16 protein-coding genes are annotated in these 20,754 nt (G+C 59.7%); 10 read left to right on the top strand and 6 right to left on the bottom strand.

What is annotated here, in order from left to right; translation table 11 throughout:
- Nucleotides 1-22: 22 nt before the first annotated feature.
- Nucleotides 23-1,477 carry a tRNA uracil 4-sulfurtransferase ThiI gene (gene thiI / locus PCPL58_RS04095; RefSeq protein ID WP_003426934.1) on the bottom strand — a complete coding sequence of 485 codons (1,455 nt, stop codon included), beginning with the start codon at nucleotides 1,475-1,477 and terminating at the stop codon, nucleotides 23-25.
- Between the two features lie 336 nt (nucleotides 1,478-1,813).
- Here thiI and glnA point away from each other — a divergent pair, with 336 nt between their 5' ends.
- The 6 genes from glnA to ntrC all read left to right on the top strand — a co-directional run bounded on the left by glnA (nucleotide 1,814) and on the right by ntrC (nucleotide 7,982).
- On the top strand, nucleotides 1,814-3,220 hold the full coding sequence (glnA, locus tag PCPL58_RS04090) for a glutamate--ammonia ligase (protein ID WP_003372080.1): 1,407 nt from the start codon (nucleotides 1,814-1,816) through the stop codon (nucleotides 3,218-3,220).
- 163 nt (nucleotides 3,221-3,383) lie between these two features.
- Nucleotides 3,384-3,938 (top strand): chorismate mutase, encoded by a 555-nt coding sequence (locus tag PCPL58_RS04085; RefSeq protein WP_065348866.1) that lies wholly within the window; start codon nucleotides 3,384-3,386, stop codon nucleotides 3,936-3,938.
- Nucleotides 3,939-4,015: 77 nt separating this feature from the next.
- Nucleotides 4,016-4,552: a DUF4124 domain-containing protein gene (locus PCPL58_RS04080; protein ID WP_044310464.1), complete on the top strand. Its 537-nt coding sequence runs from the start codon at nucleotides 4,016-4,018 to the stop codon at nucleotides 4,550-4,552.
- Between the two features lie 11 nt (nucleotides 4,553-4,563).
- Nucleotides 4,564-5,181, top strand: coding sequence for a DUF4124 domain-containing protein (locus PCPL58_RS04075; protein ID WP_024663428.1), 618 nt, complete (start codon nucleotides 4,564-4,566; stop codon nucleotides 5,179-5,181).
- A 282-nt stretch (nucleotides 5,182-5,463) separates the two neighbouring features.
- Entirely contained in the window at nucleotides 5,464-6,549 is a 1,086-nt protein-coding gene (gene glnL / locus PCPL58_RS04070; protein WP_002555720.1) for a nitrogen regulation protein NR(II), read from the top strand.
- Nucleotides 6,546-7,982, top strand: a complete 1,437-nt coding sequence (ntrC, locus tag PCPL58_RS04065; protein ID WP_003413458.1) for a nitrogen regulation protein NR(I) — start codon at nucleotides 6,546-6,548, stop codon at nucleotides 7,980-7,982. Before glnL ends, ntrC begins: the two co-directional genes overlap by 4 nt.
- A 187-nt stretch (nucleotides 7,983-8,169) precedes the next feature.
- Here ntrC and mgrA read toward each other — a convergent pair whose 3' ends face one another.
- From mgrA to PCPL58_RS04045, 4 genes are all read right to left on the bottom strand, one after another.
- Nucleotides 8,170-9,207, bottom strand: a complete 1,038-nt coding sequence (gene mgrA / locus PCPL58_RS04060; protein WP_004654952.1) for an L-glyceraldehyde 3-phosphate reductase — start codon at nucleotides 9,205-9,207, stop codon at nucleotides 8,170-8,172.
- A gap of 81 nt (nucleotides 9,208-9,288) precedes the next feature.
- Nucleotides 9,289-10,224: a sulfonate ABC transporter substrate-binding protein gene (locus PCPL58_RS04055; protein WP_065348865.1), complete on the bottom strand. Its 936-nt coding sequence runs from the start codon at nucleotides 10,222-10,224 to the stop codon at nucleotides 9,289-9,291.
- Nucleotides 10,225-10,314: 90 nt separating this feature from the next.
- A complete protein-coding gene (locus tag PCPL58_RS04050) occupies nucleotides 10,315-11,640 on the bottom strand; it encodes an LLM class flavin-dependent oxidoreductase (protein ID WP_065348864.1) in 1,326 nt (441 codons plus the stop codon).
- A 34-nt stretch (nucleotides 11,641-11,674) separates the two neighbouring features.
- Complete coding sequence (locus PCPL58_RS04045) at nucleotides 11,675-13,942, bottom strand: TonB-dependent receptor (protein WP_065350995.1); 2,268 nt, start codon at nucleotides 13,940-13,942, stop codon at nucleotides 11,675-11,677.
- Here PCPL58_RS04045 and PCPL58_RS31995 point away from each other — a divergent pair.
- Nucleotides 13,877-14,044, top strand: coding sequence for a hypothetical protein (locus PCPL58_RS31995; RefSeq protein WP_167355211.1), 168 nt, complete (start codon nucleotides 13,877-13,879; stop codon nucleotides 14,042-14,044). The genes PCPL58_RS04045 and PCPL58_RS31995 overlap by 66 nt on opposite strands.
- A gap of 117 nt (nucleotides 14,045-14,161) precedes the next feature.
- Entirely contained in the window at nucleotides 14,162-15,208 is a 1,047-nt protein-coding gene (locus tag PCPL58_RS04040) for a LacI family DNA-binding transcriptional regulator (protein ID WP_058397119.1), read from the top strand.
- A gap of 143 nt (nucleotides 15,209-15,351) precedes the next feature.
- Here the strand turns inward: PCPL58_RS04040 and betT are convergent, their stop codons facing one another.
- Nucleotides 15,352-17,307: a choline transporter BetT gene (betT, locus tag PCPL58_RS04035; protein ID WP_192872994.1), complete on the bottom strand. Its 1,956-nt coding sequence runs from the start codon at nucleotides 17,305-17,307 to the stop codon at nucleotides 15,352-15,354.
- A gap of 651 nt (nucleotides 17,308-17,958) precedes the next feature.
- Here betT and hutU point away from each other — a divergent pair.
- Nucleotides 17,959-19,656: a urocanate hydratase gene (hutU, locus tag PCPL58_RS04030; protein ID WP_016569239.1), complete on the top strand. Its 1,698-nt coding sequence runs from the start codon at nucleotides 17,959-17,961 to the stop codon at nucleotides 19,654-19,656.
- A 113-nt stretch (nucleotides 19,657-19,769) separates the two neighbouring features.
- Nucleotides 19,770-20,738, top strand: coding sequence for an ABC transporter substrate-binding protein (locus PCPL58_RS04025; protein WP_003432399.1), 969 nt, complete (start codon nucleotides 19,770-19,772; stop codon nucleotides 20,736-20,738).
- The last annotated feature ends 16 nt before the right edge of the window (nucleotides 20,739-20,754 follow it).

Here is a 20,754-nt window from a genome sequence, read left to right as displayed (position 1 = left end):
ACAGGCAAACAGCCCCGGGCACTTAGCTCGGTCGATATACGCGCACATTGGCATGTCCCTCACTGAGCAAATGGTGGGCATGCAGGCGACTCATGACGCCTTTGTCGCAATACAACAGGTACTGGCGCGTGTCATCCAGTGCCTTGAAACGGCTGTTCAATGCGTAGAACGGCAACGTCTGTATCTCCACGCCAGGCACCTGCAACGGCTGGTCTTCCTGGGCATCCGGGTGACGGATGTCGAGGATCACCTGACCGGCCAGCGCCTGGCTGACTTCTTCTATATCGACATTGCGGCTCAGATCGTCGATGACCCGATCGATCGAAACCAGCTTCGCGCGTTCGAGCGCCTGCTCGAGAATCGCCATGTCGAACTGTTTTTCTTCGTACTCAACGCGATTTCGCTTGGCGTTGGTCTTGGGGTTGACCGAAATCACCCCGCAATATTCAGGCATGTGCCGGGCGAAATCAGCAGTACCGATTTCAGTCGCCAGGTCCACGATGTCCTGCTTGTGGGTGGCAACCAGCGGCCGCAGGACCAGCTTGTCGGTCGCCGCGTCAATCAGCGACAGGTTGGGCAGCGTCTGGCTGGCAACCTGGGAAATCGCTTCGCCGGTGACCAGCACATCGATTTCAAGACGATCGGCCACGGCGGATGCAGCGCGTAACATCATACGCTTCAAAACTACACCCATATGACTGTTATCGACTTTCTGCAGAATTTCTCCGAGAACTTCCTCGAACGGTACGCTGACGAACAGCACACGCTGAGAACTGCCGTACTTCTTCCAGATGAAGTGCGCGACTTCCATCACGCCCAGTTCATGGGCTCTTCCGCCCAGATTGAAGAAGCAGAAGTGCGCCATCAGGCCGCGGCGCATGATCTGGTAGGCCGCAACGGTCGAATCGAACCCGCCGGACATCAGTACCAGGGTCTGCTCCAGCGCGCCCAGCGGGTAACCGCCCATGCCCTGATGTTGGTCATGAACGACAAACAACCGTTGGTCGCGAATTTCCATGCGCACGACCAGATCGGGCTTTTTCAGCTCGATTCCGGCCGCGCCGCACTGCATGCGCAACTTGCTGCCGACGTATTTCTCGACGTCCATGGAGCTGAAGTCGTGTCGGCCGGCGCGCTTGCAGCGCACTGAAAACATCTTGCCAGGCAACAGGTCGGCGTAGTGCAGTTTGCACTTCGCAACCACGTCATCCAGATCGCCCAGCGGGTACTCGGCGACCTGCAGAAAGTTGGCGATGCCCGGCATGCAGCTCAGCCGCTCCCTAATGCCCTGCAGCACTTTGGGGTCGGTCAGCCGGGTTTCGACCTCAAGGTTGTCCCATACGCCACCCACGACAATGTCCGCGTCCAGTTCACGGAGCACGGTACGAATGTTCTTGCCCAGTTGCCGGATGAACTTCTTGCGCACCGGCGGGCTTTTGATGGTGATTTCTGGGAAAACTTTAACGATTAGTTTCATGGAAACGGAGCGTGAGGTGCCGACCAAAAAAGGGGGGCGCGGATTATAGCGGAAATTGCTCAAGGTTTAACCAGTTATCGTACACGCAATCACCGACGCACCAAAAAGAGTCTACGCACCAAATTGCAGCGCCATAAAGGTGCGTGTTTTTCCTGCGCGGTGCGTTTTCGCCCCCTGAAAACCAGCGTTTGAGGCAAAAAACCCAACACGGGGCACTGGCATGCAAATTGCTCCCTTGTGAGGCAGGTTGCCTTGGCAGAGTATTTGCGCCGGCATCACCCAAATTCAAGGGACCACAACTCTATCAAGTCGGTCTCTAGCCACCCGGAGGACACCATGTCGAAGTCGGTTCAACTCATCAAAGATCATGACGTTAAATGGATTGATCTGCGCTTCACAGACACCAAGGGCAAGCAGCAGCACGTCACCATGCCTGCGCGCGATGCACTGGAAGACGATTTCTTCGAAGTCGGCAAAATGTTCGACGGTTCCTCCATCGCTGGCTGGAAAGGCATCGAAGCGTCCGACATGATTCTCCTGCCGGATGACGAAACCGCCCTGCTCGACCCGTTCACCGAAGAGCCAACCCTGGTTCTGGTGTGCGACGTCATCGAACCTTCGACCATGCAAGGCTACGACCGCGACCCGCGCGCCATTGCCCACCGTGCCGAGGAATACCTGAAGTCCACCGGTATCGGCGACACCGTATTCGTAGGTCCGGAGCCAGAGTTCTTCATCTTCGACGAAGTGAAGTTCAAGTCCGACATCTCCGGTTCCATGTTCAAGATCTTCTCCGAACAGGCTTCCTGGATGACCGACGGCGACGTCGATGGCGGCAACAAGGGCCACCGTCCGGGCGTCAAAGGTGGTTACTTCCCGCTGCCACCGGTCGACCACGACCACGAAATCCGCACCGCAATGTGCAACGCTCTGGAAGAAATGGGCCAGGTCGTGGAAGTTCACCACCACGAAGTGGCAACTGCCGGCCAGAACGAAATCGGCGTGAAATTCAACACGCTGGTCAAGAAGGCTGACGAAGTTCAGACCCTCAAGTACTGCGTACACAACGTTGCCGACGCTTACGGCCGTACCGCTACTTTCATGCCCAAGCCACTGTACGGTGACAACGGTTCGGGTATGCACGTACACATGTCCATCTCCAAGGATGGCAAGAACACCTTCGCAGGCGAAGGCTATGCCGGTCTGTCCGATACCGCCCTGTACTTCATCGGCGGCATCATCAAGCACGGTAAGGCTCTGAACGGCTTCACCAACCCGTCGACCAACTCCTACAAGCGTCTGGTCCCGGGCTTCGAAGCACCGGTCATGCTGGCCTACTCGGCCCGTAACCGTTCCGCGTCGATCCGTATTCCTTACGTCTCCAGCCCGCGCGGCCGTCGTATCGAAGCACGCTTCCCGGATCCAGCGGCCAACCCGTACCTGGCATTCGCTGCCCTGTTGATGGCTGGCCTGGACGGCATCCAGAACAAGATCCACCCTGGCGACGCAGCTGACAAAAACCTGTATGACCTGCCGCCTGAAGAGGCCAAAGAGATCCCACAAGTTTGCGGCAGCCTGAAAGAAGCCCTGGAAGAACTGGACAAGGGCCGCGCGTTCCTGACCAAGGGCGGCGTTTTCAGCGACGACTTCATCGATGCCTACATCGAGCTGAAAAGCGAAGAAGAAATCAAGGTTCGCACCTTCGTACACCCACTGGAATACGAGCTGTACTACAGCTGCTGATCCAGCCACGCCAGCGTTGATGGCGTAACAGGAGACCTCCTTCGGGAGGTCTTTTTTTGCCCGGAGTTTACCGCGTGAACTTTTGTTCACCCCGCAACGCTGGCTCTGCCCGGTCGCCTGGAGTTAAATCTGCATCTCCTCACCGAACCGAGATGGAACTGCCATGCGCCTTATCCTGGCCACTTCCCTGCTGACAATGACGTTCATGTCTTCCTGCTTCGCCTTCACTGCCGAGCAGAAGCCTTCTGCACTTGAACCCCTGCTGCAAGCGATCAGCGAGCGCCTGACCATCGCGGATCAGGTTGCCCTGAGCAAATGGGACAGCAAGGCGGTCGAGGACCCGCCACGCGAACAGCAAGTGATCAGCGCCGCCCAGGCCCGCGCTGCCGAGTTCAAGCTCAACCCCGATGATGTTCAACGTCTGTTCCGCGCCCAGATCGAAGCCAATAAACAGGTGCAGAACGCCCTGCTCGCCCAGTGGCACGCGGCAGGCAAAGCGCCCGACACGGTCAGACTCAGCCTGGTCGATGACATCCGTCCTAAGCTGGATCGCCTGCAGACGCAACTGCTCCAGGCCTACGCGGACTTCCAGCCACTGCGCAAGGCGGAAACCTGCCAGATGCAACTGGATGCGGCGCTGAAGCGTTATCAGACCGACCCGATTCACGATCAGGCGCTGGTACTGGCCACTGCCGACCTTTGCCCTGCGAAACTCTGACACATCAGGCAGATAGCGCAGCATAGGGCGATGTGTTCTATGCTGACGGCCAATCTTGCCCTGCTGTCGAGAGTCTCATGCGTCAAAGTCTGATTTGCCTGCTGCTGTTGATCAGCCTGCCCGCGCTGGCGCAGATCTATAAGTACACCGATGCGAACGGTAACACCGCGTTCAGCAACCAGCCGCCCAACGGGGCCAAGACCGAAGTGGTCGAGTTGCCGCCACTCAACAGCATAGAAACGCAGACGCCTTCCAGACCGGTCGTCAACAGTGCGCCGCAACCAGCCCCTGTCGCACCACCCTCGCAGCCGCAAACGGCCTATGACGTACTGGAACTCACCGACCTGCCCACCGACGAAGCGTTACGCGCCAACAATGGCACGTTCATCATCGGCGTGAAGATCCAGCCGCGTCTGCAACCGACTCACAGCCTGCAACTGCTGCTGGACGGCAACCTGTACGGGCAGCCCTCCAACCTGCCGCGCTTTCAAGTGGTCAACGTAGATCGCGGCGAACACAGCTTCGCGGTGGTCGTGAAAGACGGCGAGCGGATCATTCAGCAGAGTGAAACCATCACCCTGACCGTACAGCGCGTACACCTCGGCAAGCCATGAGCAGACACACGATGCGCCGTCTGCTGACCTGCCTGTTGCTGCTGTTGACGCTGCCCGCAGCGGCCGACGTCTATACCTATATCGACGCGCAGGGTAATCGGGTGTTTACCGACCAGCCGCGCAAGAACGCCACCCGCGTCGACATCGCGCCCAGCAACAACATGACCGGCACGCCGCCGACCCGGACCTTGAAGGCCCACCCTGCCAAACCTGCAATAAAGCCGATGTTTCATTACCAATTGCTGAGAATTCTGGTGCCCGAACCGGACGCCACCCTGGTCAATCCCAGTGGCGACCTGATCGTTACCGTCACCAGCGAACCGGTGTTACAGGAGGGGCACAGCTATCGATTGCTACTGGATGGTGTTGTCGTCGGCCAGGCCGGCCGCAGCCCGGTGTTCCCGTTGAGCAATGTCGATCGTGGCACGCATCAACTGTCGGTAGAGATTTTCGACGAACTTGGCCGTGTGCTGGAAAAAACACCGAACCAGCCCTTTCACGTGCAGCGCATTTCCCTGGCGCAAAAGCGCGCGACTCACCCCTGCAAGGAGGATGACTACGGTGTGCGGCCGGAGTGTCCGCTCAAGGACAAGCCCGAGCCCAAAAGCAGCATCCTGCCCTTCTTCTGATCTCGCCAAAACGCCAGCACCTTTTTGGTGCGCTCTATGACTGCCTGCGCAACAATACAGCCCAATCTGGTTCAGGAAGCCCGGCCGGGTAGCGCCGTATGCGGGCATGCTTTGCAAAAACGGCCCGACTTTGCAGATAAAACGCTTCTTTTCGGAGCCTTGGTTTGTTTTTTGCAACTTCACTGACACAGCACCGTATTGGTGGCTTTGCTCCTGCTGGCGCAGACCAGCCAGCACCAGCATGGCGCGACTGCAATGTGCCAAAAGAGGTCAACACGATTCATGACTATCAGCGATGCGCTGCACAGACTGTTACTGGATAACCTGACCACTGCCACCATTCTGCTCAACGCCGACCTGCGTCTTGAGTACATGAACCCGGCAGCGGAAATGCTGCTGGCCATCAGCGGGCAGCGTAGCCATGGGCAATTCATCAGCGAGCTGTTCACCGAGTCGGCCGAAGCATTGAGTTCGCTGCGTCAGGCAGTCGAACAGGCTCATCCTTTCACCAAGCGCGAAGCGATGCTCACTGCACTGACCGGTCAGACCCTGACTGTCGACTATGCGGTGACGCCTATCCTCAGCAAGGGCGATACCCTTCTTTTGCTTGAAGTACACCCGCGTGACCGGTTGTTGCGTATTACCAAGGAAGAGGCCCAGCTGTCCAAGCAGGAAACCACCAAGATGCTGGTGCGTGGCCTGGCTCACGAAATCAAGAATCCGCTGGGCGGCATTCGCGGGGCCGCACAATTGCTGGCCCGCGAGCTGCCTGAAGAAAGTCTCAAGGACTACACCAACGTCATTATCGAAGAGGCCGACCGCCTGCGTAATCTGGTCGACCGCATGCTCGGCTCCAACAAGCTGCCATCGCTGGCCATGACCAATGTGCATGAAGTGCTGGAGCGTGTGTGCAGCTTGGTCGAGGCCGAAAGCCAGGGCTGCATCACCTTGGTGCGCGACTATGACCCGAGCATTCCCGACGTGTTGATCGACCGCGAGCAAATGATCCAGGCCGTGCTCAATATCGTGCGCAATGCCATGCAGGCCATCAGCGGCCAGAACGAATTGCGCCTTGGCCGGATCACCCTGCGCACCCGCGCCATGCGCCAGTTCACCATCGGCCACGTTCGCCATCGACTGGTGAGCAAGATCGAAATCATCGACAACGGCCCCGGTATTCCGGCCGAACTTCAGGAAACCATCTTCTACCCCATGGTGAGTGGCCGCCCGGACGGTACGGGATTAGGTCTTGCCATTACCCAGAACATCATCAGCCAGCACCAGGGTCTGATCGAGTGTGACAGCCATCCCGGCCACACCACATTCTCGATCTTCCTGCCGCTGGAACAAGGAGCAGCTTCGACATGAGCCGTAGTGAAACTGTCTGGATCGTAGACGACGATCGTTCTATCCGCTGGGTACTGGAAAAGGCCTTGCAACAGGAAGGCATGACCACGCAAAGCTTCGACAGCGCCGACGGGGTGATGAGCCGTCTGGCCCGTCAGCAACCCGACGTGATCATTTCCGACATCCGCATGCCGGGTGCCAGTGGCCTGGACCTGCTGGCGCGGATTCGCGAGCAGCATCCGCGTCTGCCGGTGATCATCATGACCGCCCATTCGGACCTGGACAGTGCCGTGGCGTCTTATCAGGGTGGTGCGTTCGAGTACCTGCCCAAGCCGTTCGACGTCGATGAAGCCGTCTCGTTGGTCAAGCGCGCCAATCAGCACGCTCAGGAACAACAGGGCCTGGACGTTGCACCGACACTGACCCGCACCCCTGAAATCATTGGCGAAGCGCCAGCGATGCAGGAAGTGTTTCGCGCCATCGGCCGTCTGAGTCACTCCAACATCACGGTGTTGATCAACGGTGAGTCGGGAACCGGCAAGGAATTGGTCGCTCATGCATTGCATCGCCACAGCCCGCGTTCGGCCTCGCCATTCATTGCGCTGAACATGGCGGCGATCCCCAAGGACCTGATGGAGTCCGAACTGTTCGGGCATGAAAAAGGCGCGTTCACCGGCGCGGCCAACCTGCGTCGTGGACGCTTCGAACAGGCCGACGGCGGCACGCTGTTTCTCGATGAAATCGGTGACATGCCGGCCGACACCCAGACCCGTCTGTTGCGCGTGCTGGCCGATGGCGAGTTCTACCGGGTAGGCGGGCACACGCCGGTCAAGGTCGATGTGCGGATCATTGCCGCGACACACCAGAACCTGGAAACCCTGGTACAGGCCGGCAAGTTCCGCGAGGACTTGTTCCACCGTCTGAACGTGATCCGTATCCACATTCCGCGCATGTCGGACCGTCGTGAAGACATCCCGACCCTGGCCAAGCACTTCCTCAGCCGCGCGGCTCAGGAACTGGCGGTCGAACCCAAGCTGCTCAAGGCCGAGACCGAGGAATACCTCAAGCATCTGCCGTGGCCTGGCAACGTGCGTCAGCTGGAAAACACCTGCCGCTGGATCACGGTCATGGCGTCGGGTCGTGAAGTGCACATCAGCGACCTGCCACCGGAACTGCTGAGCCTGCCGCAGGACGCCGCGCCGGTCACCAACTGGGAACAGGCGCTGCGCCAGTGGGCCGATCAGGCCTTGTCTCGTGGTCAGTCCAGCCTGCTGGACAGCGCCGTGCCGACCTTCGAGCGGATCATGATCGAAACCGCCCTCAAGCACACCGCCGGTCGCCGCCGCGACGCCGCCGTACTGCTGGGCTGGGGCCGCAACACCCTGACCCGCAAGATCAAGGAACTGGGCATGAAGATCGATGGCGGGGATGACGACGAGGCCGATGAGGGCTGAGTGGTTATATGATGGTCATTAGTGCCAATGCTCCGCATTGGCATGCATTTCGAAACACTCTGCGCCGCGCCTACTATTCAAGGCAGGACGCAGAGCGTCCAGAACTACATTCCCACGCGGAGCGTGGGAACGATAGTCATCTCAGGAATTGCGTGTAACGCGCAGCGCAGCTCAGCTCAGCACCGCATCACTCAGCCAGTGATGGTTTTTCCCACAGGTTGATTCCGCCTTCCACCGCAAAGCTGTCGATCTCGGCCAGTTCTTCAGGGCTGAACGCGAGGTTCTTCAGCGCGCCGACGTTTTCGACAATCTGCTCCGGACGGCTCGCACCGATCAACGCGGAGGTCACGCGCGGATCGCGCAGCGTCCAAGCCAGGGCCATTTGTGCCAGGCTCTGACCGCGACGCTGGGCGATTTCGTTGAGCGCACGCACGTGGGCGATGTTCTGCTCGGACAGGTGCGAAGCCTGCAGCGAGCCGCCACCCGGACGATTGACCCGCGCATCCTTGGGCACGCCGTTCAGGTATTTGTCCGACAGCAGCCCCTGGGCCAACGCGGTAAAGGCGATCACGCCCGCGCCCAGCTCTTCGGTCGCGTCGAGCAAGTCTTTCTCGACCCAGCGATTGAGCAGGTTGTAGGCCGGCTGGTGGATCAGCAACGGCACTTTCCACTCTTTGAGCAACGCCGCGATCTCACGGGTCTTGGCCCCGGAATAGGATGAGATACCGATATACAGCGCCTTGCCCTGCTGAACCGCGGTGGCCAGCGCGCTGGCGGTTTCTTCCAGCGGAGTGTCCGGGTCGAAACGGTGGGAATAGAAGATGTCGACGTAATCGAGCCCCATGCGCTGCAGGCTCTGGTCGAGGCTGGCGAGCACGTATTTACGTGAACCACCGCCCTGCCCGTACGGCCCTGGCCACATGTCCCAGCCAGCCTTGCTGGAGATGATCAGTTCATCACGGTAGTGCTTGAAGTCTTCGCGCAGCAGACGGCCGAAGTTGATCTCGGCGCTGCCGTACGGCGGGCCATAGTTGTTGGCCAGGTCGAAATGGTTGATGCCCAGATCGAACGCCGTGCGCAGCATGGCGCGCTGGGTGTCGATCGGCGTGCTGTCACCGAAGTTGTGCCACAAGCCCAAAGACAGTGCCGGAAGCACCAGCCCGCTGCGGCCGGTACGGCGATAAGGCATGTCTTCGTAACGATTTTCGGCAGCGATGTAGGTCATTGAATCCTCTCTTGTCTGGGGGATATTCGAGGCGTCTTGATTGCGTTTGCGAACAGGTGACGCCTGTTCGCAACGCCGGAATCATGGCTTTTGCCAGACAACCTGCTGAATGTCGACCCGCTTAGGTATCAAGTGGTTGTCGTAAAACAGATCAGCGGTCGCCTGTTGCGCGCGTACGATCTCCGGCGTGATCGGCAGGCTGGGTGATACAGGCCGATGGTCAAGATACTGAGTCATGACCGCTTCGGACAAGCCCATGCTGCGCGCCAGTATCTGAATACTCTCGGCACGCTGCGAGCGCGACAGCCCATCGGCAACTGTCAGTTCGTCGAGGACCTGCTGCACGAGCGCTGCATTTTCCTCGGCAAACGCCCGCCGTGCGGTATAGAACGGCCCGGACAATCCAAGCCCCTCGCCGTCGGCCAGCAGGCGAGTGTGGCCTTCGCTCATAGCGATGGAGTAGTAAGGGTCCCAGATCGCCCAGGCATCGACACTGCCGTTTTCAAAGGCAGCACGGGCATCGGCAGGGGTCAGATAGATTGGCTGAATATCCTTGAAGGTCAGGCCTGCTTTGTTGAGCAAACGCAGCACCACGTTATGCGAGCTGGAGCCTTTCTGCAGCGCGACCTTGCGGCCTTTCAATTCTGCGACGCTGTGCACCGGGCTTTCGTTGCGCACCAACAGGGTTTCCACCTGCGGCTTGGGTGGCTCGGCACCAATGTAGACCAGGTCGGCACCTGCGACCTGGGCGAAAATCGGCGGAATGTCGCCGGTGGAGGCGATGTCCAGGCTGCCAATGTTCAGCGCCTCCAGCATCTGCGGCCCGGCCGGAAACTCGATCCATTTGATTTGTTTCTCGGGAAAACGCTTTTCCAGCAAGCCGTGTTCCTTGGCCAGCACCAGCGTGACAGAACCCTTCTGGTAGCCGATGCGGAGGGTGTCGGGCTCGACGGCAGCAGCTGTCCCGAACAGGCCACTGAAAGCCAGAATGGCGGCGATAAACGTGAATGGTTTCATGAGTGATCCCTTAATTCTGTATAAAAATCTGCCTCTGATTCTGGCCGAAGCCCGCTTGCTGCGCTCATCAGGACTTGCATGCGGCAACGATCAAAATTTGTAAGCAGGCCGTTGAAAGCCCAGGTTTTCACGCAAGGTCGTGCCCTCATACTCGGTACGAAACAGCCCGCGCCGCTGCAACTCCGGCACCAGCAACTGCGCGACATCTTCCAGACCACCCGGCAGATGCGGCACCAGCACATTGAAGCCATCCGCCGCGCCTTGCTCGAACCAGCGTTGCAACTCATCGGCAATCTGCTCAGGCGTACCGATCAGGCTGTAGTGCCCTCGCCCGCCGGCAATCCGCCGCCCCAGTTGCGCCAGGGTCAGGTTTTCCTGATCGGCCAGTTCGGTGAGCAGTTTCTGCCGGCTGCGCTGGCCGCTGTCGGTCAGTGGCAGCTCTGGCAACGGGCCATCCAGCGGGTAACCCGACAGGTCGAAATTGCCCAGCATGCGGCCCAGCAGAGCGACCCCGACCTGAGGCTCGACCAGCGCCTGAAACGACTCGAATTTAGCTTTCGCCAAGGCTTCGGTTTCGGCCACGACGATGAACACGCCGGGCATGATTTTCAGCGAATCGACGTCACGCCCGTAAGCACTCAGACGGCCTTTGATGTCCGCATAAAACGCTTGGGCGCTGGCCAGCGAGGTCTGCGCGGTGAACACCACTTCCGCCGTCTGCGCCGCCAGGTCACGCCCGACTTCCGAGGAACCGGCCTGCACCACCACCGGTTGTCCTTGCGGCGAACGTGCCACGTTCAGCGGGCCTTTGACGCTGAAGTGCTCGCCCTGGTGATCGAGCACATGCAGCCTGGCCGGGTTGTAATACTCGCCGCTGGCCTTGTCGCGGGTGAAGGCATCGTCTGCCCAGCTGTCCCAAAGGCCGGTCACCACCTGATGAAACTCTCGTGCGCGGCTATAGCGCTTGGCATGCCCCACATGCTCGGCGCGACCGAAGTTCTGCGCTTCGGCGGCGGCATCCGAGGTCACCAGATTCCAGCCCGCTCGCCCACCGGAGAGATGATCCAGCGAGGCGAACTTGCGGGCTACGTGATACGGCTCGTTGTAGGTGGTGGTTGCCGTCGCGATCAGACCGATATGCTCAGTCACCGCACTGAGTGCCGAGAGCAGGGTCAGCGGTTCGAAATGATCGGAGCGTGCCATGCGGCTGGCGATATCACCGGTCGCGGCAGCCACGCTGTCGGCGACGAACAGTGCATCGAATTTTGCCGCCTCCGCAACCCTGGCCACGTGCCGGTAATGCTTGAAATCCAGCCCTGCATCCGCAGGCACATCCGGGTGCCGCCAGGCAGCGACATGATGCCCGGTGGCCATCAGGAAAGCGCCCAGCTTCATCTGTCGAGCAGTCGTGCTCATACCTCACTCCTTCCGTGTTGCCTGGGGTCTCGGCTCAAAAATCCTTGCGTAACTGCACACCGAAATAACGTTCATCATCACGCGGCACGGATCGGTAAACGTAGTTGCCCCCGGTCGCCAGCATTGGCGAATAGGACTTGTCAGCCAGGTTCTTGCCCAGCAATGCCACACGCCAGCCACTGTTGTAATCAGCCAGTGCCACGCTGGCGTTCCAGATGCCGTAAGCGCCCTGTTTGGTGTCCGGGTTCTGGCTGATGTCGTACTGCACTTCGCTCTGCCAGCTGTAATCGGTGCCCAGTTCGATATCCAGGCCGTTGTCCAGCGGGAGGGTGTAGTCGGCGCGCACGTAGCTTTTCCAGTCCGGGCTGTACGGCAGGGTTTTGCCGTCGACGTTGCAGGACGCCGCCGCACCGGCCGGGCAGGCAAAGCTGTCGATGCGTGTTCTGGTGTAGGACAGCGCGCCGGAGAGTTTCAAGTTTCGCGTGGCTTGCAGGGCGTAATCCAGCTCGACGCCTTCGGTGCTGACACTGCCGGCGTTGATCAGGCGCGTCACAACCTGTCCGGCAACACTGTCGAAGAAGTTCGCCTGATAGTTGTCGTATTCGCTGTGGAACACCGCCAGGTTGGTGGTCAGGCGATTATTCCAGGTGGTGGCCTTGAGGCCGACCTCCCAGGTGTTCGAGGTTTCCGGCTTGAGGGCCTCGGTGTCACGCGGCTGCATGTTGAAGAACACGTTGTAGGCCGGGCCTTTGTAGCCGCGCGAATAGGTGATGTAGGTCATCACACTGTCGCTCAGGTCGTATTGCAAACCGAGACGCCCGGACTTGCCGTCTTCGTCCACCGACCCGGAACTGCTGGTCGCTGGCTGAATGCCGCTGACGGTCGTAGCCGATGTCGAGACGCGGCGATGATCGTATTCCAGATCGTCGTGGGTCCAGCGTGCCCCGGCAATCGCACGGAAGTCCGGGGTGAAATTGAACGTGGTTTCGCCGAACACCGAATAACTGTCGGTGGTGGTGCTGTAGTCGGCGATGCCGCGATCCTGAGTCGTTGGTGTGATCAGCGTGCGCTGATAGGTCTCGTCGCTCTTGCCGTGCATGTAAAACAGCCCGCCCACGTATTCGACGAACTGGCCTTTCGGCGACGCCAGACGCAGCTCCTGTGAATACTGGTTGAACTCAAGATCGCCCTTGTCTTCAGTGCCGGGGAACGCGGAGGTGATGGTGCCAAGCCGGTCACCGTCCTGATACTGCGTGTTGTCCCAGCCGCGCCAGGCGGTGATGGAGGTCAGGGTGTAGTCACCCAGTTGCCAGTCGAGCTGACCGGACAGGCCTTTGTTGACGTCCTCGACATGGCTGCGGTAATCGCTGACGACATTGCGGTTATCGCTGTCGGCACGTACCGGCGCCAGGGCACTGGCGAAGGACGGGGTCAGCGCCTTGGTTACCACACCGTTGGGCGCGTCGTCATGGGACTGCATGTAGTCCGCTGCGAGGGTGAAGGTGATGTCGTCATTGGGCGTGAATTCCAGCTTGCCGCGTGCGCCCTTGCGGTTGTAACCGTTGACTTCCTGACCATTGAGCTTGTTATCGACATTGCCGTCATAGCTGCCGAACAACGTCGTGATCGAGCCTTTGAGGGTCTGCGGAATCAGGCTGCCGCCAATACCGAAACGGGTGCGGCTTTCGTTGCCGCTGTAATACGACTGATCGATGTAACCGTGAGTCTCTTCGGTCGGTGCCTTGGTGGTGAAGTTCAGCACGCCCGCCGAAGCGTTCTTGCCGAACAGCGTACCTTGCGGGCCGCGCAGCACTTCGATGCGTTCCAGGTCGAGCAAGTCCAGCGTGGCCTGACCCGGACGGGCATACACCACGCCGTCGATCACGGTTGCCACGGTCGGTTCGACGCCTGGCGAGGTGGAAATGGTGCCGACACCGCGAACGAACAGCGAAGTGTCCTTGTTGGAAGCCCCGGTGCGGAAATTCAACGACGGCACCTGCTGCACAATACTGGCCACGCCATTACGGTTATCGCGCTCCAGTTGTTCGCCCTCGATCACGGACACGGCAACCGGTACTTTTTGCAGCGATTCTTCACGGCGTGTGGCGGTCACGGTCACCGATTCCAGCGCTACCGTTTCTGTATTCTGCCCTGCCGCTGTCTCTGCCATGGCCGGAACACACGGCAATGCCGTCAGCCCCATCAGTAACCACCCACAACGACGCCCCCGCGCCGCATGAACCTGATCGATCGCCTGCGCCAGAAGCATGTGTCTGACGCCATCCCCAGCTGTTGTGTGCATCTGCGTGCCTACCTGAAATATGCCCTGATCCGACAGTGCGATGCGCACTGGCGCCTATACGTGCTGACTAAACCGGGTCCGGGCATTCGCGGTGGCGAGTAGCAGACAAACCATCTTTGTTAGCGCTAACATCGCCAGTATCGGGAAATGCTAGATAGACCGTCCAATACTGAAAAATTAGTTTTATATTCTTTTTACTTTTATGCGAAGTGATCAAGCATGGCCGACGAGAAACCCCTGACACGTAAACGCCGAGGCGCAGGCCGGGTGACGATCACTGCCGTGGCGCGTCAGGCGGGGGTGTCGGCCATTACCGTATCGCGCTATTTCAATCAGCCGGAACAGGTATCGCCCGAACTGCGCGAGCGGATTGCGAGCACGGTCAATGCACTGGGTTACGTGCCCAATCTGGTTGCTGGCGGCCTGGCGTCAGCACGCAGCCGTGTGGTGGCGATGGTGATTCCCAACATCTCCGGGCCGATCTTTGCCAATACCATTCAGGGCTTCAGTGACACCCTGAGCCGGCACGGTTTTCAGTTGCTGCTGGCCTCCAGCTACTTTTCCGCCGAGCAGGAAGAAAGCGCGGTACGGGCATTTCTGGGCTGGTCACCGGCGGCACTGGTGCTGACCAGTCGCTTTCACAGCCCTGCTACCGAGAAAATGATCGAGCAGACCGATGTCCCGGTGATCGAAACCTGGGACCATCAACCCGACCGCAGTCCGATCCAGATCGGCTTTTCGCACTACGACGTCGGCGTCATGGCAGCCCGTTATCTGCATGACAAGGGCTACCGGCGAATCGCGTTCGTACAGAACAGCATCGCGGGCGACTTCAGCGCACTGGAGCGCCGCGACGGCTACGCTGCGACTCTGGAAGGGCTCGGTATCACGCCGTGGGTCTTCGTCCCGGACGCGGACCGAGCGCCATTCGAGGCAGGCAAACAGGCGATGGACACCCTGATGAACCAAGAGCCCCGCCCTGACGCGATCTTCTTCGCCAACGACAACCTGGCAGCCGGCGCCCTGCTCGCCAGCCAGCGCGCAGGCCTGAGCATTCCGCAGGATTGCGCCGTGATGGGTTTTGGCGACTACGCCTTCGCAGAAATGATGCTGCCCAGCCTGACCACCATCAAACCGCCCGCACTGCAGATCGGCGTAATGGCCGCCACGCGGGTGCTTGAAAGCCTCGGAGTGTTACCGGTAGAGGGAGAGATACAACGCCTGAATCTGCTGGAATGCAGATTGGTAGAGCGAGAGAGTACGTGAGCCTGCCGCACTCTCGAGCCTAAGCGGGAGCGTGAGGAACGATGACCCTGTAACCATCGTGCGACGCTCCGCGTCCTCTCCTGAACATGAGGCGCGGCGCAGAGCGTGAGGGACGATAGTTGTAACCGCCCCCCACGTCCCGATCACCGCACCAGATGCAGGAACTGCATATGCCGTTCGTACTGATCGAGCACGTCGTTGATGACCTGTTCCTTGGTGTAGCCCACCAGGTCGTAGTCCTGACTGCCCTCGCTCAAGTGAACTTCGGCGCGGTAGTAGCGGCGGTTGTTCAATTGCTTGGAGCCCATGCCGCCACGGGCGAACGAAGGCGTGAAGAAGCCTTTCATCTGCACCTGGTAAATGAACGGACGTTCTTCGCCGTGACCGATTTCCAGGGTCACCGAGTCGTTGGACGGATCGGGCACGTTGACCACGTTCAAACCCTTTTCGACGAACACCGCCGTCACTTCTTCAATCGCCGGACGCACGGTCTGATCGAGGAAACGGTACACCTCGTCTCGCGACGGGTAATGCACAGCTTGGCTCAGGCGCTGACGCCACCCGCCGCGCCTTGAACCGGACACTGGCGCCAACGAATACAGTTGCGCAATCTGGCGCTGGGATTCCATGACGAACGCTTTGTGCAGGCCCCACATCATCAGCAGCAGAATCAGCGAGAACGGCAGCGAGGTCAGTACCACAGCCGACTTCAGCGCATCGATACTGCCCGAGAACAACAGGCCACTGGTGATCAGCGCCGTGGCCACACCCCAGAACACCCGCAGCCATTTCGGACCGTCTTCGTCAGGGTTGCCGCCTTTGGCTGACAGTGTCGACAGCACCACAGTGCCCGAATCGGCCGACGTCACGAAGAACACAAAGCTGATGAACACCGTGACCGCAATGACCGTCTTGCTCCACGGATAGGTTTCCAGCAGCAGGTACAGGGTCATCGACGGATCGTCGATAGCCGACTGACCCAGCGCAGTCATGCCATGGTTGAGCACTTGATCGATGGCGCTGTTACCGAAGATCGACATCCACGCCAGGGTGAAGCCCAGCGGGATCAGCAACACACCGAAGACGAACTCACGGATGGTCCGGCCACGCGAGATACGCGCAATGAACAGGCCCACGAACGGCGCCCAGGCAATCCACCAGGCCCAATAGAACACCGTCCAGCCGCCCAGCCAGTCACTCGGCTCGTTGTAGGCATACACGTCGAAACTCTTGCTCGGCAGTGCACCCAGATAGTCACCGATGTTCTGCACCAGCGTGTTGAGCAGGTGCTGAGTCGGGCCGGCGAACAGCACGAACAACAGCAACGCACAGGCCAGCAGCATGTTGATGTCGGACATGACGCGCACGCCTTTGTCGACACCGGCGATCGCCACCAGAATCGCCGCGCCCATCATCAGGGTGATCAGACCGACCTGAATCCAGTGGGTGTGCGCCACGCCGAACAGGTAATCCAGACCGGAGTTGAGGTGCAGCACCCCGAAGCCCATGTCTGCGCCGAGGCCGAAGATGGTCGCAATGATGCCGAAACCATCGACCGCATAGCCGATAGGGCCGTTGATGCGTTTGCCGATCAGCGGATACAGCGCCGAACGCAGGGCCAGCGGCAGGTTGTGCCGATAGGCGAAATAGGCCAGCGCCATCCCGACGAAGGCAAACACGCCCCAGCCATGCAGCCCCCAGTGCAGAAACAGCAACTGCATGCCCTGGCGTGCTGCTTCTGCGGTACCACCCTCGCCCTGCGGCGGTTGCAGCAGGTGCGTCAGGGGTTCTGAAACGCAGAAAAAGAACAGCGTAATGCTGATGCCGGCGGCAAACAGCATCCCGGCCCATGACAGGTAACTGAACTCGGGTTCGTCGTGGTCGGCACCGAGCTTGATCTTGCCGAAGCCCGACAAGGCGGTGACCACCACGAAGACCAGGTACAGGGTCATGACCATCATGTAGTACCAGCCGACCGTGTTGGCCGCCCAGTTTTGCGCCGCCAGCAGCCATTCGCCGCTGGCTTGCGGGAACGCGATCACGACGATGCCGAAAATCAGAATAAAACTCGCAGCGAAATAGAACACTGGAGCATTCATGCGAACCATGCCGCTTGAAGAGGAACTCGCAGAACTCATCGGTTGAGTGCCTCCGGACTGATAAAACCAACTGCAAAAAGCGGATACGGCAAGGGTAAGCCTCCTGTTGTGAGCGGGCAGCGAACCACCGGTTTAACTTGAACGAGCGTTCAATTTAAACACGAAAACACCCGCGAGACCTAATCGCAGGCCGGTGAATGCTGGCTCAGGCCTGGGTATGACGCATGCTTGAGGGGGTTCGTTCCCATGCTAAAGAGGCCATTTGCAGCCCGCCAAATGCGCTGCTTGCAAACACCCAGCGGCAGTTCATTCCCGGCCCGAATGCGGCGCACACATTCCCCGCACCAATCTGTTACCTGTTGCCCCAAAACTGCGCAAAAAGTCATTCAGGTAACAACGTCCAGCCCTTTTCGGAGAAATGCCCCTTTGCTGATCAAAAGCACCAGGCCCGCATAAATAAAGCCCTGCAGATAGATTCGATGGGCAAAAAACAGCGACAGCACAAAGTTGGTCTTTTGATTGCATATGCTTGTATGTACAAGTAGAGACAGGCTTAACACTCTGTCTTCTACCCAACTGAATAGGCCTGCTTCGCCAGGCGCTGCTCGCCCTTCATCGGGCTGGTTCGAATTGATCGCCGAGGATTTTTTTGTGACCGAGAATAATCAAGACCTTAAGCAGGACTGGACCCGCCATCGCGAAGGTGTAGTACGGGCTGCACGCGGTACTCAACTGACCGCCAAGAGCTGGCTGACCGAAGCACCGCTGCGCATGTTGATGAACAACCTCGACCCGGAAGTCGCCGAAAACCCCAATGAACTGGTGGTTTACGGTGGCATCGGTCGTGCCGCACGCAACTGGGAGTGCTACGACAAGATCGTCGAAAGCCTCACTCAGCTCAACGATGATGAAACCCTGCTGGTGCAGTCCGGCAAGCCGGTCGGCGTGTTCAAGACCCACAGCAACGCCCCGCGCGTATTGATCGCCAACTCCAACCTGGTGCCGCACTGGGCCAGCTGGGAGCACTTCAACGAACTGGATGCCAAGGGCCTGGCCATGTATGGCCAGATGACCGCCGGCAGTTGGATCTACATCGGCAGCCAGGGCATCGTGCAAGGCACTTACGAAACCTTCGTCGAAGCCGGTCGCCAGCACTATGACGGCAACCTCAAGGGCCGCTGGGTGTTGACCGCAGGTTTGGGCGGCATGGGTGGCGCGCAGCCGCTGGCCGCGACACTGGCCGGGGCCTGCTCGCTGAACATCGAATGCCAGCAGAGCCGTATCGATTTCCGCATCAAGACCCGCTACGTCGACGAACAGGCCGCTGATCTCGATGACGCACTGGCGCGTATCGCGAAATACACGGCCGAAGGCAAAGCCATCTCCATCGCCCTGTGTGGCAACGCGGCGGACATCCTGCCGGAAATGGTCCGTCGCGGTGTGCGCCCGGACATGGTCACCGACCAGACAAGCGCCCACGACCCGCTCAATGGCTACCTGCCCAAAGGCTGGACCTGGGACGAGTACCGTGCCCGCTCGGTCAGCGAGCCGGCCAGTGTGGTCAAGGCGGCCAAGCAATCGATGGCCGAACACGTCGAAGCCATGCTCGCCTTCCAGCAAGCCGGCATTCCGACCTTCGACTATGGCAACAACATTCGCCAGATGGCCAAGGAAGTCGGCGTCACCAATGCCTTCGATTTCCCGGGTTTCGTGCCCGCCTACATCCGTCCGCTGTTCTGCCGTGGCATCGGGCCGTTCCGCTGGGCCGCGCTGTCGGGCGATCCGCAGGACATCTACAAGACCGACGCCAAGGTCAAAGAGCTGATCCCGGATGACGAGCACCTGCACAACTGGCTGGACATGGCCCGCGAGCGAATCAGCTTTCAGGGCTTGCCAGCGCGTATCTGCTGGGTCGGTCTGGGCCAGCGCGCCAAGCTGGGCCTGGCCTTCAACGAAATGGTCCGCAGTGGCGAGTTGTCGGCACCGGTGGTAATCGGCCGCGACCACCTGGACTCCGGCTCGGTCGCCAGCCCCAACCGCGAGACCGAATCCATGCGCGATGGCTCCGATGCCGTCTCCGACTGGCCGCTGCTCAATGCCCTGCTCAATACCGCCAGCGGTGCGACCTGGGTCTCGCTGCACCACGGTGGAGGCGTCGGCATGGGCTTCTCGCAGCATTCCGGCATGGTGATCGTCTGCGACGGTACGGATGAAGCCGCCGAGCGTATCGCCCGCGTATTGCACAACGACCCGGCCACCGGGGTGATGCGTCATGCCGATGCCGGTTACGACATCGCTATCGATTGTGCCAAAGAGCAGGGCTTGAACCTGCCAATGATCGGACGTTGACAACGTTGCCGGCCATCAGGCCGGCACACGTCGGGGACGGGCATGAGCATGCCCACGGGCCGGATGCCTACTTGAAGCTGCCGTCATCCATTTCAGGCTTAGGAGCATCGACAATGAATATGAAAAAGGCCCTGCTGACCACCCTGGTATCCGCTGGCCTGCTCGCCAGCGCAGGCGCAAGTCAGGCTGCCGGCTGGTGCGAATCAGGCAAGCCGGTGAAATTCGCCGGTCTTAACTGGGAAAGCGCGATGCTGCTGACCGACATTCTGCAGGTCGTTCTGGACAAGGGTTACGGCTGCACGGTTGACGCCCTGCCCGGCAATTCCATCGCCATGGAAAACGCCCTGGGCACCAACGATATCCAGATCTTTGCCGAAGAATGGGTCGGTCGCAGCGAGGTCTGGAACAAGGCCGCCGCTGCCGGGAAAGTGGTTGGTGTCGGCGCGCCGATCGTCGGCGCAGTGGAAGGCTGGTACGTGCCGCGCTATGTGATCGAAGGCGATGCCAAACGCAAGCTGGAAGCCAAGGCACCCAACCTGAAATCCATCAGCGATCTGGCCCAGTATTCAGCCGTGTTCAAGGATCAGGAAGAGCCATCCAAAGGGCGTTTCTACAACTGCCCGGCGGGTTGGACCTGTGAATTGGAAAACAGCGAAATGCTCAAGAGCTACGGCCTGGAAAGCAAATACACCAACTTCCGCCCGGGCACCGGCCCGGCGCTGGATGCGGCGATTCTCTCCAGCTACAAACGTGGCGAACCGATCCTGGCCTACTATTGGTCACCCACGCCGCTCATGGGTCAGGTAGACCTGGTGCGTCTGGAAGAGAAAGCCGGGGTCAACAAGACGATCGATATCAAGGTCGGCGTGTCCAAAGTGTTCCACGATGAGGCCCCTGAACTGGTCGCCATCCTGGAAAAGGTCAACCTGCCTATCGACCTGCTCAACCAGAACCTGGGGCGCATGGCCAAGGAACGCATCGAATCGCCGAAGCTGGCGAAGATTTTCCTGAAAGAGCACCCCGAAGTCTGGCACAAATGGGTCAGCGAAGACGCCGCGAAGAAGGTGGACGCTTCGTTGTAAACGACCGGGCTGTCGG

It is taken from the genome of Pseudomonas cerasi (assembly GCF_900074915.1).
In the GTDB taxonomy this organism is placed as follows: Bacteria; Pseudomonadota; Gammaproteobacteria; order Pseudomonadales; family Pseudomonadaceae; genus Aquipseudomonas; species Aquipseudomonas cerasi.
This window is presented reverse-complemented; position numbering and strand designations above follow the sequence as displayed.

Coding starts and splice junctions, on each gene's coding strand:
- thiI (WP_003426934.1), bottom strand. CDS start 1,477: ATGAAACTAATCGTTAAAGTTTTCCCAGAAATCACCATCAAAAGCCCG.
- glnA (WP_003372080.1), top strand. CDS start 1,814: ATGTCGAAGTCGGTTCAACTCATCAAAGATCATGACGTTAAATGGATT.
- PCPL58_RS04085 (WP_065348866.1), top strand. CDS start 3,384: ATGCGCCTTATCCTGGCCACTTCCCTGCTGACAATGACGTTCATGTCT.
- PCPL58_RS04080 (WP_044310464.1), top strand. CDS start 4,016: ATGCGTCAAAGTCTGATTTGCCTGCTGCTGTTGATCAGCCTGCCCGCG.
- PCPL58_RS04075 (WP_024663428.1), top strand. CDS start 4,564: ATGCGCCGTCTGCTGACCTGCCTGTTGCTGCTGTTGACGCTGCCCGCA.
- glnL (WP_002555720.1), top strand. CDS start 5,464: ATGACTATCAGCGATGCGCTGCACAGACTGTTACTGGATAACCTGACC.
- ntrC (WP_003413458.1), top strand. CDS start 6,546: ATGAGCCGTAGTGAAACTGTCTGGATCGTAGACGACGATCGTTCTATC.
- mgrA (WP_004654952.1), bottom strand. CDS start 9,207: ATGACCTACATCGCTGCCGAAAATCGTTACGAAGACATGCCTTATCGC.
- PCPL58_RS04055 (WP_065348865.1), bottom strand. CDS start 10,224: ATGAAACCATTCACGTTTATCGCCGCCATTCTGGCTTTCAGTGGCCTG.
- PCPL58_RS04050 (WP_065348864.1), bottom strand. CDS start 11,640: ATGAGCACGACTGCTCGACAGATGAAGCTGGGCGCTTTCCTGATGGCC.
- PCPL58_RS31995 (WP_167355211.1), top strand. CDS start 13,877: ATGAACCTGATCGATCGCCTGCGCCAGAAGCATGTGTCTGACGCCATC.
- PCPL58_RS04045 (WP_065350995.1), bottom strand. CDS start 13,942: ATGCACACAACAGCTGGGGATGGCGTCAGACACATGCTTCTGGCGCAG.
- PCPL58_RS04040 (WP_058397119.1), top strand. CDS start 14,162: ATGGCCGACGAGAAACCCCTGACACGTAAACGCCGAGGCGCAGGCCGG.
- betT (WP_192872994.1), bottom strand. CDS start 17,307: ATGAATGCTCCAGTGTTCTATTTCGCTGCGAGTTTTATTCTGATTTTC.
- PCPL58_RS04025 (WP_003432399.1), top strand. CDS start 19,770: ATGAATATGAAAAAGGCCCTGCTGACCACCCTGGTATCCGCTGGCCTG.